Raw genomic sequence first — 16601 nt, 5'->3', positions numbered from 1 at the left:
CCGGTCGGTACGCTCGTCCGGTGCGCAGGAACCCGTGGCCCGAGATCGTCGTCTTCGGGGTGGCGTTCGTCACGGTGCACCTGGTCCTCTGGTACCTGACGCTCGTCGTGCCGAACCAGCCGATCGGTGACGTCACCATCACCTACCGACGGTGGATCGAGTCGGGGCAGGCGTCGCACTTCTGGGTCGGCATCGACTCGGCGTGGGTGTACCCGATCCTGGCGATCGTGCCGATGGCGGCCGCGGCCCTCGGCGGCACCGCGTCGATCGGCACCGGATGGCTGCTGCTCATGGTGCTGTTGAACGCGGTCGCGGCCGCGGTCCTCTGGCGCTTCCGGGCGTTCGGCGTCCGGGTGGTCTGGTGGTGGCTGGTGTTCCTGCTGGCCCTCGGTCCGATCGGCCTCGGACGGATCGACACCGTCGCCACCGCGGTCGCACTGGTCGGCGTGGCATTCGTCGCCGCACGACCCGAAATCGCCTCCGCGGTGTTCACCGTCGCGGCTTGGATCAAGGTGTGGCCGGCCGCCCTGGTCGGGGTGCTGTTCGTCCTCCGCCGCGGGCGTCGCGTCGAGGTCGTCGCCGGTGCGTTCACCGTCACCGGGCTCGTCGTCCTGGTCGACGTGCTGTTCGGCGGTGCGACGCACCTGCTCTCGTTCATCGGCGAACAGACCGGTCGTGGGCTGCAGATCGAGGCGCCGCTCGCCACCCCGTTCCTCTGGGCCGCCGCCGCCCACGTGCCCGGCGCTGCGGTCTTCTACGACCGGGAGATCCTGACCTTCGAGGTCTCCGGTGCCGGCACGACGGTCGCCGCGGCACTCTCCACCCCGCTGATGGCGGCCGTCGTGGTCGTCGGCGTCGTGCTCGCGCTGCTCGCCGTCCGGACCGGGGCCCGCCGCACCCAAGTCGCCCCGGTGCTGGCGCTGCTGTTCGTCGCGGCGCTCATCGCGACGAACAAGGTCGGGTCGCCGCAGTACATCGGGTGGTTCGCGGTTCCGGTGGTCTGGGGGCTCGCCGCCGGACGGGGGAGTGCCTGGCGGTTCCTGCCGGTCGCCGCCGCGATGCTGCCGATGGCCTTCCTCACGCAGCTCGTCTACCCGGGCTACTACGACCAGGTGCTCGCCGTGCAGCCGTGGATCCTCGTCGTCCTGTCGGTGCGGAACGCCCTCGAGGTCGCCGTGCTGGTCTGGGCGGTCGTCGTGCTCGTCCGGCTGTGGCGGCAGGGGATCGAGCCACGCGCCTCCCGTCGGGCCGCCGACGCGACGCAAGCGGACCCCGTCGCGCGTTGACGTGTGGCGGGGCAGGATGGGGGCATGATCGTCGCCTTCTCCATCGCCCCGTCCGGTGGGCCCGCCGCAGCCGAGGACGGCTCCGTCCACGACGCCGTCGCCGCAGCCGTGCGGGTCGTCCGTGAGTCCGGCTTGCCGAACCGCACCTCGTCGATGTTCACCGAGCTCGAGGGGGAGTGGGACGAGGTGTTCGCCGTGGTCAAGGCCGCCACCGACGCCGTCGCGCCGTTCGGGACGCGGGTCTCGCTCGTGCTCAAGGCAGACATCCGGCCCGGGCACACGGGGGAGATCGACGGGAAGCTCGAGCGGCTCGAGGCGGCGCTCGCCTCGGCCTCGGACGGTCCCGAGCACTGAGTGCCCTCGGACGGCGCGGTCTCAGCGCGACACGCCGCCCACGTTCCAGCGATGTCAGCGGTCGGGTGTGTGCTGGATGCATCGGCCGGCGCACGAGTGCCGGCACCCGCGACGGAAGGAGCCCGCTCATGATGCACGACGGTTGGTGCCCGGACTGCGACCTCCCCTCGGTCGTGATCGACGTCTCCGATGACGAACAGCACGCTTGGGCGAGCTGCACCGAGTGCGGCACCGGTTGGGTGCACCGCGACGAACTGCCGGAGGCGCGCATCGCCACCCGCGCACCGGAGCAGCGAGCAGCCTGAACCGTGAGTGATCTCGACGCCGAGCGCTGATCCTCAGCGGACCCCGACCCCGACGGTGACCCACCGCCGGGGTCGCTTCATGTCGGCCGCTCGGTTCGTTGACTTCGGTCAATCATGTGCAATGATTGACGCTGGTCAAGTAACGGGTGCAGCGTGGCATGCCGGAGAGTTCTGAGGAGTCCAGATGTCACAAGCCGAACCCGAGGCCGCCCACGGGCCTTCATCCGACGCACCAGCGATGACGCAACGGCAGGTGCTCGAAGCGCTGTCCGGTCTGCTGCTCGGCATGTTCGTCGCGATCCTCGCCTCGACCGTCGTCAGCACGTCGCTGCCGCGGATCATCGGCGACCTCGGCGGCGGTGAGAGTGCCTACACGTGGGTCGTCACCTCGACACTCCTGGCGACGACCGTGTCGACCCCGGTGTGGGGCAAGCTCGCCGACCTCTTCAACCGGAAGCTGCTCATCCAGCTGTCGCTGGTGGTCTTCGTCCTCGGGTCGGCCCTGGCCGGCTTCTCGCAGAACCCCGGGACGCTCATCACGTTCCGCGTCCTGCAGGGTCTCGGTGCCGGTGGCCTGACCGCGCTGAGCCAGATCATCCTGGCCGACATCATCAGTCCCCGCGAGCGCGGTCGCTACGGCGGGTACTTCGGTGCGGTCATGGCCGTCGGCACCGTCGGCGGACCGCTCTTCGGTGGCTTGCTGACCGACAGCCTCGGGTGGCGGTGGAACTTCTTCGTCGGAGTCCCGTTCGCGGTCGCGGCGATCATCCTGCTGCAGCTCACCCTGAAGCTCCGCGCGATGCCGAAGCGCAAGGTGTCGATCGACTACCTGGGCATCGCGACGATCGCCGGTGGTGTCTCGCTCCTGCTGATCTGGATCACCCTGGCGGGGAAGAACTTCGACTGGGTGTCGCCGACGTCGGCCGTCATGGTGATCGGCGCAGTCGTCCTGCTCGTCGCGACGGTGTTCATCGAGCTCCGCGCGACGGAGCCGATCCTCCCGATGACGCTGTTCCGGAGCCGGACCTTCTCGATGTCCGTGATCGGGTCGATCGCCGTGGGCATCGCGATGTTCGGCGCCACGGTCTACCTGGCGCAGTACATGCAGCTGGCTCGCGGGGCCACTCCGACGCAGTCCGGCCTGCTGACGATCCCGATGATCGGCGGACTGCTCATCGCCTCCACCGTCGGCGGCAGTCTCGTGACGAAGACCGGCAAGTGGAAGCCGATCATGCTGATCGGGTCGATCGCGCTCGTGGTGGGTCTCGCCCTCATGGGGACGATCGAGTACGACACCCCCTACCTCGTCGTGGCCGTGTACATGTTCGTGATGGGTTCCGGCGTCGGTCTCGTGATGCAGAACCTCGTCCTCGTGGTGCAGAACACGACGGAGCCGCGGAACATCGGTGCGGCCTCTGCCGGTGTCGCGTTCTTCCGCTCGCTCGGTGGTGCGCTCGGGGTGTCGGTGCTCGGGACCGTTCTCGGCAACCGCGTCACCGACCTGCTCGGCGACAAGCAGGCCGAACTCGGCAAGGCCATCGCGGCGCTCGGCGCCAAGGGCGCGGCCGTGGCGAAGGAGCTGTCCTCTGGCAGCATCCCGGCCGTGAGCAAGCTGCCGTCGGGCGTCCGCCAGATCATCGAGTCGGCGTACGGGCAGGGGGTCGCCGACGTGTTCCTGATCGCGGCACCGATCGCGGTCCTGCTCGTCCTGGCGATCGTCTTCATGCCGAACGTGCCGCTGACCACGAAGACCGTCGCCGAGCGCTCCACGGACCAGGGGCCGCTGGCCGGGTCCGCCGAGGACTTCGCCGGCATCGGTACCGTCACCGGATCGCACCCGGTCATCGAGGCCGGTGGTTCCCAGGGTTCCGCCGGGACACGTGCTCGAAACTCGTGAGATGACGTCGTCCGGGACTCCGCCCACCGCAGGTGACGACGGGTTCCCGGACGGCCTGGAGGTCCGCGTCGGAGTGCTGGAGCGCCAGTTCGCGGCGCTGTTCAGCGCGTACCGCGCGCGCCTCCGGCAGCAGGCAGCGGACGTCGACCCGGCACTGCAACCGTCCGGCTTCCGGACGCTGCAGGAGCTCGTCAGCCGCGGTCCGCTCGGCGCGGGGGAGCTGGCGGAGTCGTTGGGGTTCGACAAGAGCGTGCTCAGCAGGCAGCTCCGGCAACTCGAGTCGCTCGGTCTGGTCTCGAGGGGTCAGGACCCGGCCGATCGCCGCGCGGTCGTGATCAGCCCCACCGATGACGCCGTCGCCAGGATGGAAAGGATCCGCAGCGGAGCGCGAGACGAGTTCCGCACCAACCTGGCGGAGTGGCCCACCCGCGACCTGGACGAGCTCGCCCGACTGCTCGCCAACCTCCGGCCGCGGTGACGCTCCGTACCAGCACCAGCACCAGCACCAGTACCAGTACCAGCACCGACAGCTCGTCGTGACGGGACCTTCGCGCCGATCGGGAATCCCGGTCGGCGCGGCCGCGTTCCATCGTCCAGTCGGCGACGGTGTCGGCATGTCGGTCGAATCGATTCGGCCACTCGTCTTCCGCCGCCGTGTTGGAGCGGTCTACACTGATCCGGCACCCGATCCCACGTGCTCGTACCCACCGTGCTCGCGCACGAGAACAGGTCCCATGTCCCAGCTCACGCCGGCACGTCGTACGCTCGCCATCCTCGCTCTCGCGCTGGGTGGCTTCGCCATCGGGACCACCGAGTTCGTCGCGATGGGCCTGCTGCCGAACATCGCCGAGGCGCTGCTGCCCGGCCAGTACTCCGCCGACCCGGAGGGCGGAGTCGCCCACGCCGGTTGGATCGTCAGCGCGTACGCCCTGGGGGTCGTGGTCGGTGCACCGACGATCGCGGCGATGTCCGCCAGGTTCCCGCGCAAGGGCCTGCTCATGGTGCTGCTGGTCGGGTTCGTCGTCGCGACGGTCGCGAGCGCGGTCCTGCCCTCGTTCGGCCTGGTCCTCGTCGCCCGGTTCGTCGCCGGACTCCCGCACGGTGCGTACTTCGGCATCGCCTCGATCGTCGCCGGCGACATCATGGGACCGGGGAAGCGCGGCAAGGGCATCGCCCTCGTGCTCCTCGGCCTGTCGGTCGCCAACGTCGTCGGTGTCCCCGCGGTCACCTGGATCGGTCAGGTCGCCAGCTGGCGGACCGCCTACGGGGTCGTCGCCGCGCTGTTCGCGCTGACGTTCCTCGCCGTGTCGGTGTTCGTGCCGCGCAGCGGTCGGGACGTGCACGCGACCATCGGGCGGGAGCTCCGGGCCTTCCGGGTGCCGCAGGTCTGGATCGTGATGAGCCTGGGAGCGGTCGGCTTCGGCGGCTTCTTCGCCGTCTACTCGTACATCTCGCCGCTGGTGCAGAACGTGACCGGGTTGTCGGAGTCCTCGGTGCCGCTCGTGCTGGTCGTCGTCGGGCTCGGCATGGTCGTCGGCGGTTTGCTCGGTGGATTCTTGGCGGACCACAGCGTCAAGGCCACCATCTTCGTCGGGCTGTTCGCCCTGATCGGCGCGCTGCTCGTGACGGTCCTCACCGCACAGTGGGTCGTCGGCCTGTTCATCGGGGCGTTCCTGCTCGGTGCGACCTCGTCCGCGATCCCGCCGGCGGTGCAGTCCCGACTGATGGACGTCGCCGGTGACGCCCGCACCATCGCGGCAGCGCTCAACCACTCCGCCTTCAACCTGGGCAACTCGCTCGGCGCTGCGCTCGGCGGCGCGGTCATCGCGGCCGGCTTCGGCTTCGTCGCCCCGGGCTGGCTCGGCATCGGTCTGGCGCTGCTCGGTGTCCTCGTCGCGGTGATCAGCTACGCGGTCGAGAACCGAACGAACCGACGCGCAGCGGCGGTCCGGACGGCGGGAGCCAGCACCGGCCCGATCCGCGAGTCCGTGTCCTCGCACTGACGGCACCTCGCGGCACCTCGCGGCGCCGGGTGGGTCTCACGGACAGCAGTGTCCGCGCGCGCTGACCGACCCTGGCCGTATCGCCACACGCCGTGACTCGCCGCGTGCGCTCCGCCGCGGTGCGCGCATCGTGGCATCTCGACGCGTGAAATGCCTAAATTGCGGCACCTCGCGGTGGAGCCCGCCCGCTCGCCCGGCGACCCGGCCCCTACAACCCGTGTGGGGAACCGTCCTGGACGATGATGCCGTCGGTGATCGCCCGCTTCCGGAGCGCCACCTTCGTGCCGACGTCGAACCCGGCGACGCGGTACTTCTCGCGGATGCGCTTCAGGTAGCTCTTCGCGGTCTCCTCGGAGATGCCGAGCTGGTAGGCCACGCTCTTCACGGGCTCGCCACCGCCGTAGAGCGCCATCACACGACGCTCCTGGGCGCTGAGCTTCGGCACGCCGCCGACGTCCCCACTGTTGATCGCCAGGTCGAGTTCGGCGGAGACGTACTGCTCGCCGCGCTGCGCCGCACGGATCGCCTCGACGATCATCGCCGCGTCCTCGCTCTTGACGAGGTAGCCGAGGGCTCCGGCACCGAGGGCCTCACGAACCACGTTCGGCTCGGAGTACGTGCTCATCACGACCGTCTTCACGCCGGCGGTCTTCAGCGTCGAGATCTTCAGGGACACCGGGATGGAGTCCTTCAGGTCCAGGTCGAGCAGCACGACGTCGACGGGGAAGGCCGGACTGGTGAGCAGCTCCGGCCAGGTGGTGACCGCGGTGACCATCGCGATGTCATCGGCTGCGTTCCGGATCCACTCGGTCAGGGCGCTGAGCAGCATCCGGTGGTCGTCGACGAGAGCGAGTCTGATCGGTTCTGCTGGAGTCGCCATGCGCGATGGTCCTTTCTGGTGGGTCCGTCCCGGGCCTGCTGATCCTAGGAGGATCGGCGACCGGGTTCGGGGAGGCTGGCCATGTTGTCCGGTAGCGGCACTCGCTGCGTGCCGGCGTCGCTGCCGGGAGGCTCGTGGTGCGTCACATCTGCGGGTGCCGGTTGACGACGCAATGCGCCGTGACGTGCAGCACGCCGTCGCGGACGCTGTCGGTGTAGGGCCCGATGCGCTGCAGGGCCGTCCACGCGGCCGGGCCGAGACGACGGCGGGGGACTCCGCGCGACTCGATGACGACCGGGACGTCCATGGTGTCGTCGGTGACCGGGTGGCCGTCGCTGCCGACGGGACCGAGGGTGACCGAGACGACGGGCACGCCGGGCTGCTGGGCGCGGCCGTCGCCGACCATCTGCCACAGCGCCTGGAGCAGGCCGTCGCGCTGGGCGGGGGTCAGGTGCCCCGCGAGGGCGCTCGGGTCGGTGACGGCGACGGAGCGGCCGAGGTTGTCGGACTCCGTGATCGCGTGGTACAGCCAGGTCTCGCGGCGGCCCTCGATCAGGTGCAGGCGGAGCTCGGTGGCGAGGGACGCGGCGACGGAGGCCGATGCGTCGGACAGCGGCAACGGGTCGGAGCCGTTCGCGACGGCGTCGAGCAGCTTCTCGGCGGCGAGGTCCAGGCGGGCGAGTTCGTCCGAGGCGAGCATCCCGACGGCGAACTGGGGGGCGCCGACGTTGCTCTGCACGAGCACCCGGTCGAGTTCGCGCTGCACGAGCTGCCGGAAGCGGTGCACGACGAACAGCGCCACGGACGGCGGGACGACGGTGACCGCGAGCATGGTGACGATGCCGGGCAGGGTCTCGGTCGTCAGCGGGGTGGACACCACGGCGTAGACGGCGAACGCCAGGCCGAGGCCGACGATCGCGGCGATGACCTCACGGGCGGGCCGGAGGGTCGTGATCGGCAGCAGCGCGAACCCGGCCGCCATCGACGCGGTGGCGGTGTGGCCGACGTCGTGCTGGTCCCACATCCCGATGAAGTCGAGCGTGACGATGCAGGCGAGCACGACGCAGATCAGCCCGAAGGCGACACCGGTGAGTCGTTCCCCGTACGTGAGGACCGTGGCGAGCACGCAGCTCGCGGCGACGACGAACAGCCCCCAGGCGGCCGCGGTCAGCCACGGGTTGGTGTAGTCGTCCCAGTGCACGAGGAAGAAGACGATCCCGCCGAGCGCCTCGAGTCCGGTGAGCACGGCGGCACCGAGCCCGAGGTGGCCGGCACCGAGCGAGGCACCGGGCTGGGCTGCCTGTCGGAGCGAGCGGGCACCGGTCGAGGTGGAGGGCAGGCCGCGCGCCTGTCGTCGTTCGGTGCCCCGGTAGCGTTCGCGGGCCTCCCGGCGGGTGCGGGGTGCGGTCTGCTCGCCGGGCAGTCCGTGGGTGATTGTGTCCTCCGGGACGCCGCTCATCGGGGCGCCTCCAGGACGACGGTGGTGCCGGCGCCGGGTGCCGAGAACAGGCGGGCGTCGCCGCCCACCTCGCGGAGGCGGTTCACGACGCTCTCCTTGAAGCCGAGCCGTTCAGCGCTGACGGTGTCGAGTTCGAAGCCGACGCCGGAGTCGGTGACCATCGCGCGGACCATCGCCTCGTCGTGCACGATCGTGACGTGCGCCTCGGGGACGCCGGCGTGGCGTCGGACGTTCTCCAGGCACTCGCCGAGCGCGAGCAGGAACGCGTCGAGCACGTGCTTCGGTAGCAGGACCTGCCCGGTGCCGTGCCAGGCGACCTCGAGACCCATGCGGCCGAAGCGCTGCTTGACGGACTCGAGGGTCTGGCCGAGCGGCGACTCCTCGGTCCGGGTGAGGGAGTAGTCGCCGGACTGCTGCGGTTGCGGGGTCGCGCCGAGGCGGAGGTGGCGGAGGAGCCGTGCGTCCTCGGCGGCCTGCTCCCGCATCGCGTGCTCGGAGACGCCGACGCCGGAGTGTGCCAGCAGGGTGAGGGTGGCGAGCACGGTGTCGTGCAGCAGTCGGGCGCCCTGTCGTCGCTGCGCCTCGGTCTCGCTGGCCTGGCGTTCGGCGCGGTGGGCGGTGCCGATGCTGTAGATGCGACGAGCCACGCGCGGGATGCTGCGGCTGATCCAGACGGCGACGACGGCGACGAGGACCCAGCCGAGGAGCACGCCGCTGACCGGGGCGCTGAGGACGGCGCCGCTGGCCCAGCTCATCAGCCCGAGGGAGACGACTCCGGCACCGGCTGCGAGGCCGAGTCCGACCCGGTGTCCGCGCTGCGCCATGAGCAGGGAGGCGAGTCCACCGCCGGCCAGCGGGACGAGTGCGCTGGCGATCACGCCGCGGTCGTCCGCCGTCACGGCCGTGGTGAGGATCGTCACGGCGCCGAGACCGGCGACGACGGTGGTGGCCGTCCACCAGGTCGAACCGTTGGCGCCGAACGCGAGGAGCGCCCCGACCATCACGGCGATGCAGCCGAGTCCGAGGACGAGCTGTGCCACGGGGACGGCGAGGGACGTGGCCACGCCCACGACGCTGACGAGCGCGCAGACGACGCCCACGACACGGGTCGTCGACCGGAGGAGGCGGTCGCGTTCCTGCGCGAGGAGTTCCATCGTTGGTCCTGGCTGTTCCTGGTTCGGGAAGCTGGTTGGTCTTGGGAAACCGAGCACTGGTCGAGACCGTGCACTCTGCATCATTCCACGGGCGACACCCGTAGTGGGGTCTTCGGCGCGCGGGGGTCGACGGATCGGTCTGCGGGTGTCCCGTCTTCCGGGGACACCGATGCACCCCGATCAGTCGAGCAGTCGCCGCAGGTGCGCCCCGACGGCCTCGTGTTCGATGAGGAAACCGTCGTGACCGAACTCGCTCGTGATCACCGCGGCGCGGTCGCCGTCCAGCGTGTCGGGCACTCCGGCGGCGATCCGGTGCTGGTCCTCGACGGGGAAGAGCCGGTCGCTGGAGACGCCGACGACGAGCGTCCGAGCGCTCACCCGGGCGAGCGCCGCAGCCACTCCGCCGCGGCCGGCACCGACGTCGTGCGAGTCCATCGCGTGCGTGAGGGCGACGTAGGACGCCGCGTCGAACCGTCGGGTGAACTTGTTGCCGTGGAAGTCGAGGTAGCTCTCCACCGAGAATCGTCCGTCGTCGCCGAGCGGGGAGACGTCGCTCTGCCACGAGCGGGCGAACCGGCCGTTGAGCTCGTCCGAGGCCCGGTAGGTCATCATCGCCATCCGCCGCGCCAGCGCCAGGCCCCGGTGCGGGCCCTCGCCGGGTTCGGCGTCGTGGTGGTCGCCGCCGGCGAACCCCGGGTCCATCTGGATCGCCGCACGCTGCAGGGAGTTCGCGGCGATCTGGTCCGCGGTGGTCTGCGCGGTGCTCGCCAGGACCGCGAGCCGGGCGACGCGTTCCGGGGCGGTGACGGCGGCCTCCAGGGCGTGCATGCCGCCCATCGACCCACCGACGACGGCGGCGAAGCGCTCGATGCCGAGTCGGTCGGCCAACCGCAGCTGCGTGGCGACCTGGTCGCGGATCGTGACGAACGGGAACCGGGAGCCCCACTCGACGCCGTCGGGTGCGACCGAGGACGGGCCGGTGGTGCCCTGGCAACCGCCGAGCATGTTCGGCGCGACGACGAACCAGCGGTCGGTGTCGATGGCACGGCCGGGTCCGACGACGTCACCCCACCAGCCCGCCGTGCGGTGACCCGGTCCCGGCGGGCCCGCGACGTGCGAGTCGCCGGTCAGGGCGTGGAACACCAGGACGACGTTGTCCTTCGCGGGGGAGAGCGTTCCCCAGGTCTCGTACGCGACGCGGACCGACGGGATCCGGCCGCCGCGGACGAACTGCTCGCCGAGCGCCTCGAAGCGCCGTGCGCCGGTCGGGTCGCCCGGCCGCCACGCACCGGTGACCGGCGGCTTGCCGAGGGTACCGAGTTCGGCGCCGGGCACCAGGGTGGACGGCACGGAGTCCTCGGGGGTCGTCTGCCAGTCCATCGTGCGTCCATCCTCCCTGGAGGCGCGGCTCGCCGCCGCCGTGTTACGTCACGTCCGGCGCGTCTCGGCCTCGCGGGACGCAACGTGGGCGGCTTCCCGCAACGGAACACCGCTGCGAGGAGCCGCCCACGTTGCGTCCCGTGGGTGCCTCAGCCGGGAGGCGCGGCACGGGTCAGGCGCGCAGGCCCGCCTGGGCGACGGCGCGGGCCGCGGCGAGCCCGGCCTCGAGGTCGGCCTTGAGGTCCTCGACGTTCTCGATGCCCACCGACAGGCGCACCAGGCCCGGCGTGACCCCGGTGGTGAGCTGCTGCTCGGGGGTCAGCTGCGAGTGGGTGGTGGACGCCGGGTGGATCACGAGCGAGCGGACGTCGCCGATGTTCGCCAGGTGCGAGAACAGCTGCAACTCGTCGACCAGGGCACGACCCGCGTCGACGCCGCCCTTCAGTTCGAAGGACAGCACGGCGCCGACACCACGGGGCGCGTACTTCGTCGCCGCCGGGTACCACGGGCTCGTCGGCAGCCCCGCGTACGCCACCGTCGCGACGTCCGGGTGCCGGTCGAGCCACTCCGCGATCTCCTGCGCGTTGGAGACGTGCCGTTCCATCCGCAGGCTCAGCGTCTCGATGCCCTGCAGGAGCGCGAACGCGGTGTCCGCCGAGTTCGACGCACCGAGGTCGCGGAGCAGTTGCACGCGGGCCTTGACGATGTACGCCAGCGCGTCACCGACGGCCTGCGAGAACACCGCCCCGTGGTACGACGGGTCCGGGGTGCTGAACTCCGGGAACCGCTCGGCGTGCTCGGACCACGCGAACGTCCCGCCGTCGACGATGATCCCGCCGATGACGGTGCCGTGCCCGCCGAGGAACTTCGTCGCCGAGTGCACCACGATGTCCGCGCCGTGCTCGAACGGACGGATCAGGTACGGCGTCGCGATCGTGTTGTCGACGATCAGGGGCACACCGGACTCGTGCGCGACGCCCGCGACGGTCTCGATGTCGAGCACGTTGATGCGCGGGTTGCCGATGGTCTCGGCGAAGAACAGCTTCGTGTTCGGACGGACCGCGCGACGCCACTCCTCCGGGTCGTCCTGGTCCTCGACGAACGTCGTCTCGATGCCGAGCTTCGCCAGCGTGTACTTGAAGAGGTTGTAGGTGCCGCCGTAGATCGACGACGACGACACGATGTGGTCACCGGCACCCGCGATGTTGAGCACCGCGTAGGTCTCCGCCGCCTGGCCGCTCGACACGAGCAACGCCCCGGTGCCGCCCTCGAGCGCGGCGATCCGCTGCTCCACGACGTCGTTGGTCGGGTTCATGATCCGAGAGTAGATGTTCCCCGGCTGCGCCAGCGCGAACAGGTCGCGGGCGTGGTCCGAGTTCTCGAACACGTACGAGGTGGTCTTGTAGATCGGCGTCGCCCGGGCACCCGTGGTCGGGTCCGGTGCGGCACCCGCGTGCACCTGCGTGGTCTCGAACCGCCAGGCGGCTGCGTCGTTCGTGGTCATCGGGGCTCCTCTTCCGTCGCCCGTCACGCTACGCAGCTGACCGGGCGGGCACCAGCGGGGGAGTCGTCGGACGTAACGCGCAGTGCCGAGGGGGAGGGGCCTCGCGGCATGGCGGGAAGTGGACGACGGGTCCGCTCGTGTCGCGACAGGGAACACGCGTGACCTACAGTGTCGCCGTCATGCCCTCTCCGAACCCGCCCGCGCAGCCCGGACGCTCGCACGTCAGACGGCACGACGTGGCCGGCCGGGACATCGACGAGGCCACCCACTTCTACGAGCGTGTACACGACGCGCACGCCGTGCGGCTCACGCAGGACGAGGACCGGCCGTTCGGGTACCGGCTGCGTGCCGTCGGCGACGAGCGGTTGCGACTGCGCAGCTCGGCACTCAGCGCTCGCCGCTGGGGCCGGATCGAGCCCCAGGGCCGCTACCTCGTCACCTGGGCGCACGACGGCGAACTGGCCATCGACGGCGGCACCGACACCGAACTCGTCGTCAGCGCCGGCACCCCGCCGTCTACCCGACCGGCCGCCCCTTCACCATCGAGGCCCCGCCGAGCATCACGCTGCACACGATCGACATCGACGGCCCGGCCCTCGAAGCGCTCCACCTGGCACGGAGCGGCGAGCACGCGGAACCGCTCCGGTTCGCCCAGACGCCGGACCCCGAGGGACTCGCCGCACTGCAGCGCACGCTCGCCGCGTCGACCCCGGTCCTCCTCGACCCGAGCGCCGACCGCCTCACCCGGGCACGCCTGGTGGACGCGGTGAGCCGCCGGGTCCTCGACGCCTTCGCGCCCGCCCCGGCCTTCCCACGCTTCCCCGGCCACCCGGCGAACGTCGTCCGCGCGCTCGACTACATCGAAGCCCACCTGACCGAGCCGATCACGACGGCCGACCTCGCCGCAGCCGCCGGCCTCAGCCAACGCGGACTCCAGCAGGCCTTCGGGCGGAACGACCTGCCCACGCCGCTCGAGGCCCTGCGCGAGGCAAGACTCCGTCGAGCACGCACCCTCCTCGCCGACGCCCGACCCGGCGAGGTCAGCGTCGCCACCGTCGCCCGACAGCTCGGGTTCGTGCACCTCGGACGCTTCGCCGGGTACTACGCCGAGCGGTTCGGGGAACGCCCGAGCGACACGCTCCGCGGCTGACCCGGTCCCCGGGCCGCTGCCCGTGTCCGGCACACGCGGCAACGGTCCCCGTCTGACCTCCCGCCCTGTCGTCCCGGCGTTCCGTGGGCCGCCGGGACGAAAGGCACGACATGTGTGGACTGGCTGCCGAACTGCGGTTCGACGGGGGACGGGCGGACATCGACGCGGTCCGACGGATGACGACGTGCATGCAGGACCGCGGCCCGGACGGCGGGGGACTCTGGGACGGCGGCTGGGCGGTGCTCGGACACCGACGGCTCAGCGTCATCGACCGCACCGACCGTGCCGCGCAGCCGATGGAGTCCGGCGTGCAGGACGTCGCGATGGTCTTCAACGGGTGCGTCTACAACCACCGTGAACTGCGCGGCGAACTCGCCGCCGACTACCCGTTCCGCACCACCAGCGACAGCGAGGTCATCCTCGCCGCCTACGCCCGCTGGGGTGAGCGCTTCGTCGACCACCTCGTGGGCATGTTCGCCGTCGTCATCGTCGATCGCGACCGACACCGGGTCGTCATCGCCCGCGACCGGCTCGGCGTCAAACCGCTCTACCTCGCCGAGGTGGAGGGCGGCCTCCGCATCGCCTCCACCCTGCCGGCACTCCTCGCCGGCGGGGACGTCGACACCGCCCTCGACCCCGTCGCACTGCACCACTACTTCAGTTGGCACTCCATCGTGCCGGCACCCCGCACACTCCTCCGCGGCGTGCAGAAGCTCCCCGCCGCCACCGTCCGCACCATCGACACCACCGGCACCACCGAGGACCGGCTCTTCTGGTCACCCGCCTACGAACGCGACCCGGCACGCGCCCACTGGAGCGACCGTGACTGGGAGGACGCGATCGAGGAGAGCCTCCGCACCGCCGTCCGCAGGCGGCTCGTCGCCGACGTCCCCGTCGGGGTCCTGCTGTCCGGCGGACTGGACTCGAGCCTCCTGGTCGCGATGCTCGCCGACGAAGCCGGCGGCACCACGGGCACCTACAGCATCGGCTTCGACGGCGCCGGCGGCGAGGACGGCGACGAGTTCGCGTGGTCCGACCTGGTCGCCGACCGCTTCGCCACCGACCACACCCGGATCCACGTCCCCGCCACCGACCTGCCCGCGGCACTCGTCGACTCCGTCGGCGCGATGCCGGAACCGATGGCCACCCAGGACGTCGCGGCCTTCCACCTGCTGTCCCAGCGCGTCGCCGAGACCGAGCGGGTCGTGCAGTCCGGACAGGGCGCCGACGAGGTCTTCGCCGGCTACGCCTACCACCGCCCGGCGATGGACGTCCGACGCGGTGGCGCGCTCGCCGCGTTCACAGGCGCGTTCGTGGACCCCGCCGCGAGCGCCCGCACCCTCCTCGCACCCGGCGCCCTTCCGGCCACGGACGTCAGCCACCTGCTCCTGCAGGAACACCTCGGCGCACCTGGCGCCGAGACCGCCCTCGACGCGGTCCTCCGGCTCGACACGCACCTGCTCATGGTCGACGACCCGGTGAAACGCGTCGACAGCATGACCATGGCCTCCGGTCTGGAGGCCCGTGTCCCGTTCCTCGACCAGGACCTCGTCGCACTCGTGGCCGCGTGCCCGCCCGCACTCAAGACCGCCGACGGCGGCAAGGGGGTCCTGAAGTCCATCGGCCGACGCCTGCTCCCACCGGAGGTCGTCGATCGGCCCAAGGGCTCCTTCCCGGTGCCGGGCGTCCGCAACCTCGACGACGACGTCGTCACGGTCGCGCGGGACGCCCTGCTCGCACCCGAGGCACGGGACCGCGGCCTCGTCCGCGCCACCGCCGTTGACGCACTCCTCGCCGACCCGCGCCGCCACCGGACCCGCGCCGGGGGGACCGTGCTCTGGCTCCTCGCGGTCCTCGAGCTGTGGCTGCAACGACAGGGCATCCGGTGAGCGGCCCACGCGCGGTGCAGTGGACCAGCCCCGAGGACGGCTTCTGGCTGGCCCGCGTCGACGGAGTCCTCGCCGGACAGGTCGACCGGCACCGCCACGGGTACCTCGTCACGGACGCGCACAGCCGCTGGGTGGGGGACTACCGCGACCTCGGCACCGCCCAACAGCAGCTGCGCCGGTCCCTCGACGGGATCTGAGCGCGTTCAGGCCGGGTCCCGGCGGAACAACCAGTCGACCTTCGGCTCGAGCAGCCACCGCATCCCGCGCCGCACGAACGGCTGTGCCAGGAACAGGCTCACCGCACACGCCACCAGCACCATCAGCAGCACGAACGGCCACGCCGAGTGCTCACCCGCCAGCACCCCCGACTCGCGGATCGGGTAGAGCAGGAACGTGTGCAGCAGGTACACGTACATCGTCGCCGCACCGAACCGCGTCAACCAGACCGTCCGCCGCGGCACGAGGACCAGGAACGACGCCGTCAACAGCGTCGCCAACAGCATCAGCGCGAAACGGACCCCGCCGGCCCACCACGCGTCCTCGCCGAGTCCCGAGTACGAGTCGTCGTAGAAGAACCAGTGGTGCAGGTCGAACTCCTTGAACTGCGGGATCCACAGCGCGCACGACACCGCCCACGCCAGGAACACCACACCCGCGAGGACCCGCACGCGGACCACCGTCCGCCGGGAAGCCTCGTACCAGCGGTCGAACAGCCCCCACTGCTTCACCTGCCAGCCGAGCAGGAAGAACGGCAGCAGGCTGATCGCCCGGCCGAGGGACAGCGTCGAGTCCACGTTGTCGAAGTACCCGACGCCGATGCTCAGCACCACCGCCCACACCAGCGGTGCCCGCAGCTGCGCCAGGTACGGCAGGATCAGCCGGAAGATCCCCAACGCCAACAGGAACCAGAGCGTCCACGTCGGCTTCGTCGGGTTGAACTCCTTGCCACCCTCCACCACCGCCTGCACCACGGTCCAGATCGTCTGCATGATGATGTACGGCACCACGATGTCCGTGAACGTCCGCCGCATCCGCTTCGCCGTCGGGGTGTCCGCCGACGAGAAGTACCCGCTGATCACCCCGAACGCCGGCATGTGGAACGCGTAGATGAACGTGTACAGCGCCAACGCGTGCTCACTGCCCGTGGTCTGCCGCTGGATCGCGTGCCCGATCACCACCAGCGTCACCGCCAGGAAGCGCGCCGTGTCCCACATCGGGATCCGCCGCCGGATCCGACCCGGGTCGAGCGCGCCCGCCGGGGCAGAGGGCGCGGGAGGGGCGGCGTCCGTCGTCATCCTCCGCACGTTACCGTCCGACGGGTGCCCCGGTGTCGGTAGCGT

At 71.1% G+C, this 16601-nt stretch carries 16 protein-coding genes; 10 read left to right on the top strand and 6 right to left on the bottom strand.

Annotation, left to right across the window (positions count from 1 at the left end):
- Nucleotides 1-20: 20 nt before the first annotated feature.
- From DEJ31_RS02385 to DEJ31_RS02365, 6 genes are all read left to right on the top strand, one after another.
- Nucleotides 21-1286, top strand: a complete 1266-nt coding sequence (locus DEJ31_RS02385; RefSeq protein ID WP_220034844.1) for a glycosyltransferase family 87 protein — start codon at nt 21-23, stop codon at nt 1284-1286.
- 24 nt (nt 1287-1310) lie between these two features.
- A complete protein-coding gene (locus tag DEJ31_RS02380) occupies nt 1311-1640 on the top strand; it encodes a thiamine-binding protein (RefSeq protein WP_111043832.1) in 330 nt (109 codons plus the stop codon).
- A gap of 128 nt (nt 1641-1768) precedes the next feature.
- A complete protein-coding gene (locus tag DEJ31_RS17070; RefSeq protein WP_181421439.1) occupies nt 1769-1945 on the top strand; it encodes a hypothetical protein in 177 nt (58 codons plus the stop codon).
- A 238-nt stretch (nt 1946-2183) separates the two neighbouring features.
- Nucleotides 2184-3842 (top strand): MDR family MFS transporter, encoded by a 1659-nt coding sequence (locus DEJ31_RS02375; RefSeq protein WP_110902092.1) that lies wholly within the window; start codon nt 2184-2186, stop codon nt 3840-3842.
- Between the two features lies 1 nt (nt 3843).
- The gene (locus DEJ31_RS02370) at nt 3844-4320 is read left to right on the top strand and encodes a MarR family winged helix-turn-helix transcriptional regulator (protein ID WP_110902093.1); all 477 of its coding nucleotides are present in this window, start codon (nt 3844-3846) and stop codon (nt 4318-4320) included.
- A gap of 256 nt (nt 4321-4576) precedes the next feature.
- Complete coding sequence (locus tag DEJ31_RS02365) at nt 4577-5845, top strand: MFS transporter (protein ID WP_111043829.1); 1269 nt, start codon at nt 4577-4579, stop codon at nt 5843-5845.
- 208 nt (nt 5846-6053) lie between these two features.
- On the opposite strand, the gene DEJ31_RS02360 is transcribed toward DEJ31_RS02365, so the two are convergent.
- The 5 genes from DEJ31_RS02360 to DEJ31_RS02340 form a co-directional block, all read right to left on the bottom strand.
- Nucleotides 6054-6725 (bottom strand): response regulator transcription factor, encoded by a 672-nt coding sequence (locus DEJ31_RS02360; RefSeq protein WP_110902095.1) that lies wholly within the window; start codon nt 6723-6725, stop codon nt 6054-6056.
- Between the two features lie 142 nt (nt 6726-6867).
- Nucleotides 6868-8184, bottom strand: coding sequence for a hypothetical protein (locus tag DEJ31_RS02355; RefSeq protein WP_111121107.1), 1317 nt, complete (start codon nt 8182-8184; stop codon nt 6868-6870).
- Nucleotides 8181-9338, bottom strand: coding sequence for a sensor histidine kinase (locus DEJ31_RS02350; protein ID WP_110902097.1), 1158 nt, complete (start codon nt 9336-9338; stop codon nt 8181-8183). The genes DEJ31_RS02355 and DEJ31_RS02350 overlap by 4 nt, the downstream gene beginning before the upstream one ends.
- A 180-nt stretch (nt 9339-9518) precedes the next feature.
- Nucleotides 9519-10718, bottom strand: coding sequence for a homoserine O-acetyltransferase (locus DEJ31_RS02345; protein WP_111121106.1), 1200 nt, complete (start codon nt 10716-10718; stop codon nt 9519-9521).
- Nucleotides 10719-10890: 172 nt separating this feature from the next.
- On the bottom strand, nt 10891-12222 hold the full coding sequence (locus tag DEJ31_RS02340; protein ID WP_110902099.1) for a bifunctional o-acetylhomoserine/o-acetylserine sulfhydrylase: 1332 nt from the start codon (nt 12220-12222) through the stop codon (nt 10891-10893).
- Nucleotides 12223-12401: 179 nt separating this feature from the next.
- Between DEJ31_RS02340 and DEJ31_RS17065 the strand changes: the two genes are divergently transcribed.
- From DEJ31_RS17065 to DEJ31_RS02325, 4 genes are all read left to right on the top strand, one after another.
- The gene (locus tag DEJ31_RS17065; RefSeq protein ID WP_181433439.1) at nt 12402-12992 is read left to right on the top strand and encodes a hypothetical protein; all 591 of its coding nucleotides are present in this window, start codon (nt 12402-12404) and stop codon (nt 12990-12992) included.
- Nucleotides 12989-13372 (top strand): helix-turn-helix domain-containing protein, encoded by a 384-nt coding sequence (locus DEJ31_RS17060; protein ID WP_181433438.1) that lies wholly within the window; start codon nt 12989-12991, stop codon nt 13370-13372. The genes DEJ31_RS17065 and DEJ31_RS17060 overlap by 4 nt, the downstream gene beginning before the upstream one ends.
- Nucleotides 13373-13482: 110 nt before the next feature.
- Entirely contained in the window at nt 13483-15261 is a 1779-nt protein-coding gene (locus DEJ31_RS02330) for an N-acetylglutaminylglutamine amidotransferase (protein ID WP_111043824.1), read from the top strand.
- Nucleotides 15258-15458: a hypothetical protein gene (locus tag DEJ31_RS02325; RefSeq protein WP_110902102.1), complete on the top strand. Its 201-nt coding sequence runs from the start codon at nt 15258-15260 to the stop codon at nt 15456-15458. The genes DEJ31_RS02330 and DEJ31_RS02325 overlap by 4 nt, the downstream gene beginning before the upstream one ends.
- Before the next feature lie 6 nt (nt 15459-15464).
- Here DEJ31_RS02325 and DEJ31_RS02320 read toward each other — a convergent pair whose 3' ends face one another.
- Nucleotides 15465-16556, bottom strand: a complete 1092-nt coding sequence (locus DEJ31_RS02320) for an acyltransferase family protein (protein WP_110902103.1) — start codon at nt 16554-16556, stop codon at nt 15465-15467.
- Nucleotides 16557-16601: the final 45 nt, after the last annotated feature.

The organism is Curtobacterium sp. MCPF17_031 (genome assembly GCF_003234035.1).
Lineage (GTDB): Bacteria > Actinomycetota > Actinomycetes > Actinomycetales > Microbacteriaceae > Curtobacterium.
This window is presented reverse-complemented; position numbering and strand designations above follow the sequence as displayed.

What these genes read in the sequence shown, in the direction of transcription:
- DEJ31_RS02380 (WP_111043832.1), top strand. Translation starts at nt 1,311, where the DNA reads ATGATCGTCGCCTTCTCCATCGCCCCGTCCGGTGGGCCCGCCGCAGCC.
- DEJ31_RS17070 (WP_181421439.1), top strand. Translation starts at nt 1,769, where the DNA reads ATGATGCACGACGGTTGGTGCCCGGACTGCGACCTCCCCTCGGTCGTG.
- DEJ31_RS02375 (WP_110902092.1), top strand. Translation starts at nt 2,184, where the DNA reads ATGACGCAACGGCAGGTGCTCGAAGCGCTGTCCGGTCTGCTGCTCGGC.
- DEJ31_RS02370 (WP_110902093.1), top strand. Translation starts at nt 3,844, where the DNA reads ATGACGTCGTCCGGGACTCCGCCCACCGCAGGTGACGACGGGTTCCCG.
- DEJ31_RS02365 (WP_111043829.1), top strand. Translation starts at nt 4,577, where the DNA reads ATGTCCCAGCTCACGCCGGCACGTCGTACGCTCGCCATCCTCGCTCTC.
- DEJ31_RS02360 (WP_110902095.1), bottom strand. Translation starts at nt 6,725, where the DNA reads ATGGCGACTCCAGCAGAACCGATCAGACTCGCTCTCGTCGACGACCAC.
- DEJ31_RS02355 (WP_111121107.1), bottom strand. Translation starts at nt 8,184, where the DNA reads ATGAGCGGCGTCCCGGAGGACACAATCACCCACGGACTGCCCGGCGAG.
- DEJ31_RS02350 (WP_110902097.1), bottom strand. Translation starts at nt 9,338, where the DNA reads ATGGAACTCCTCGCGCAGGAACGCGACCGCCTCCTCCGGTCGACGACC.
- DEJ31_RS02345 (WP_111121106.1), bottom strand. Translation starts at nt 10,718, where the DNA reads ATGGACTGGCAGACGACCCCCGAGGACTCCGTGCCGTCCACCCTGGTG.
- DEJ31_RS02340 (WP_110902099.1), bottom strand. Translation starts at nt 12,222, where the DNA reads ATGACCACGAACGACGCAGCCGCCTGGCGGTTCGAGACCACGCAGGTG.
- DEJ31_RS17065 (WP_181433439.1), top strand. Translation starts at nt 12,402, where the DNA reads ATGCCCTCTCCGAACCCGCCCGCGCAGCCCGGACGCTCGCACGTCAGA.
- DEJ31_RS02330 (WP_111043824.1), top strand. Translation starts at nt 13,483, where the DNA reads ATGTGTGGACTGGCTGCCGAACTGCGGTTCGACGGGGGACGGGCGGAC.
- DEJ31_RS02320 (WP_110902103.1), bottom strand. Translation starts at nt 16,556, where the DNA reads ATGACGACGGACGCCGCCCCTCCCGCGCCCTCTGCCCCGGCGGGCGCG.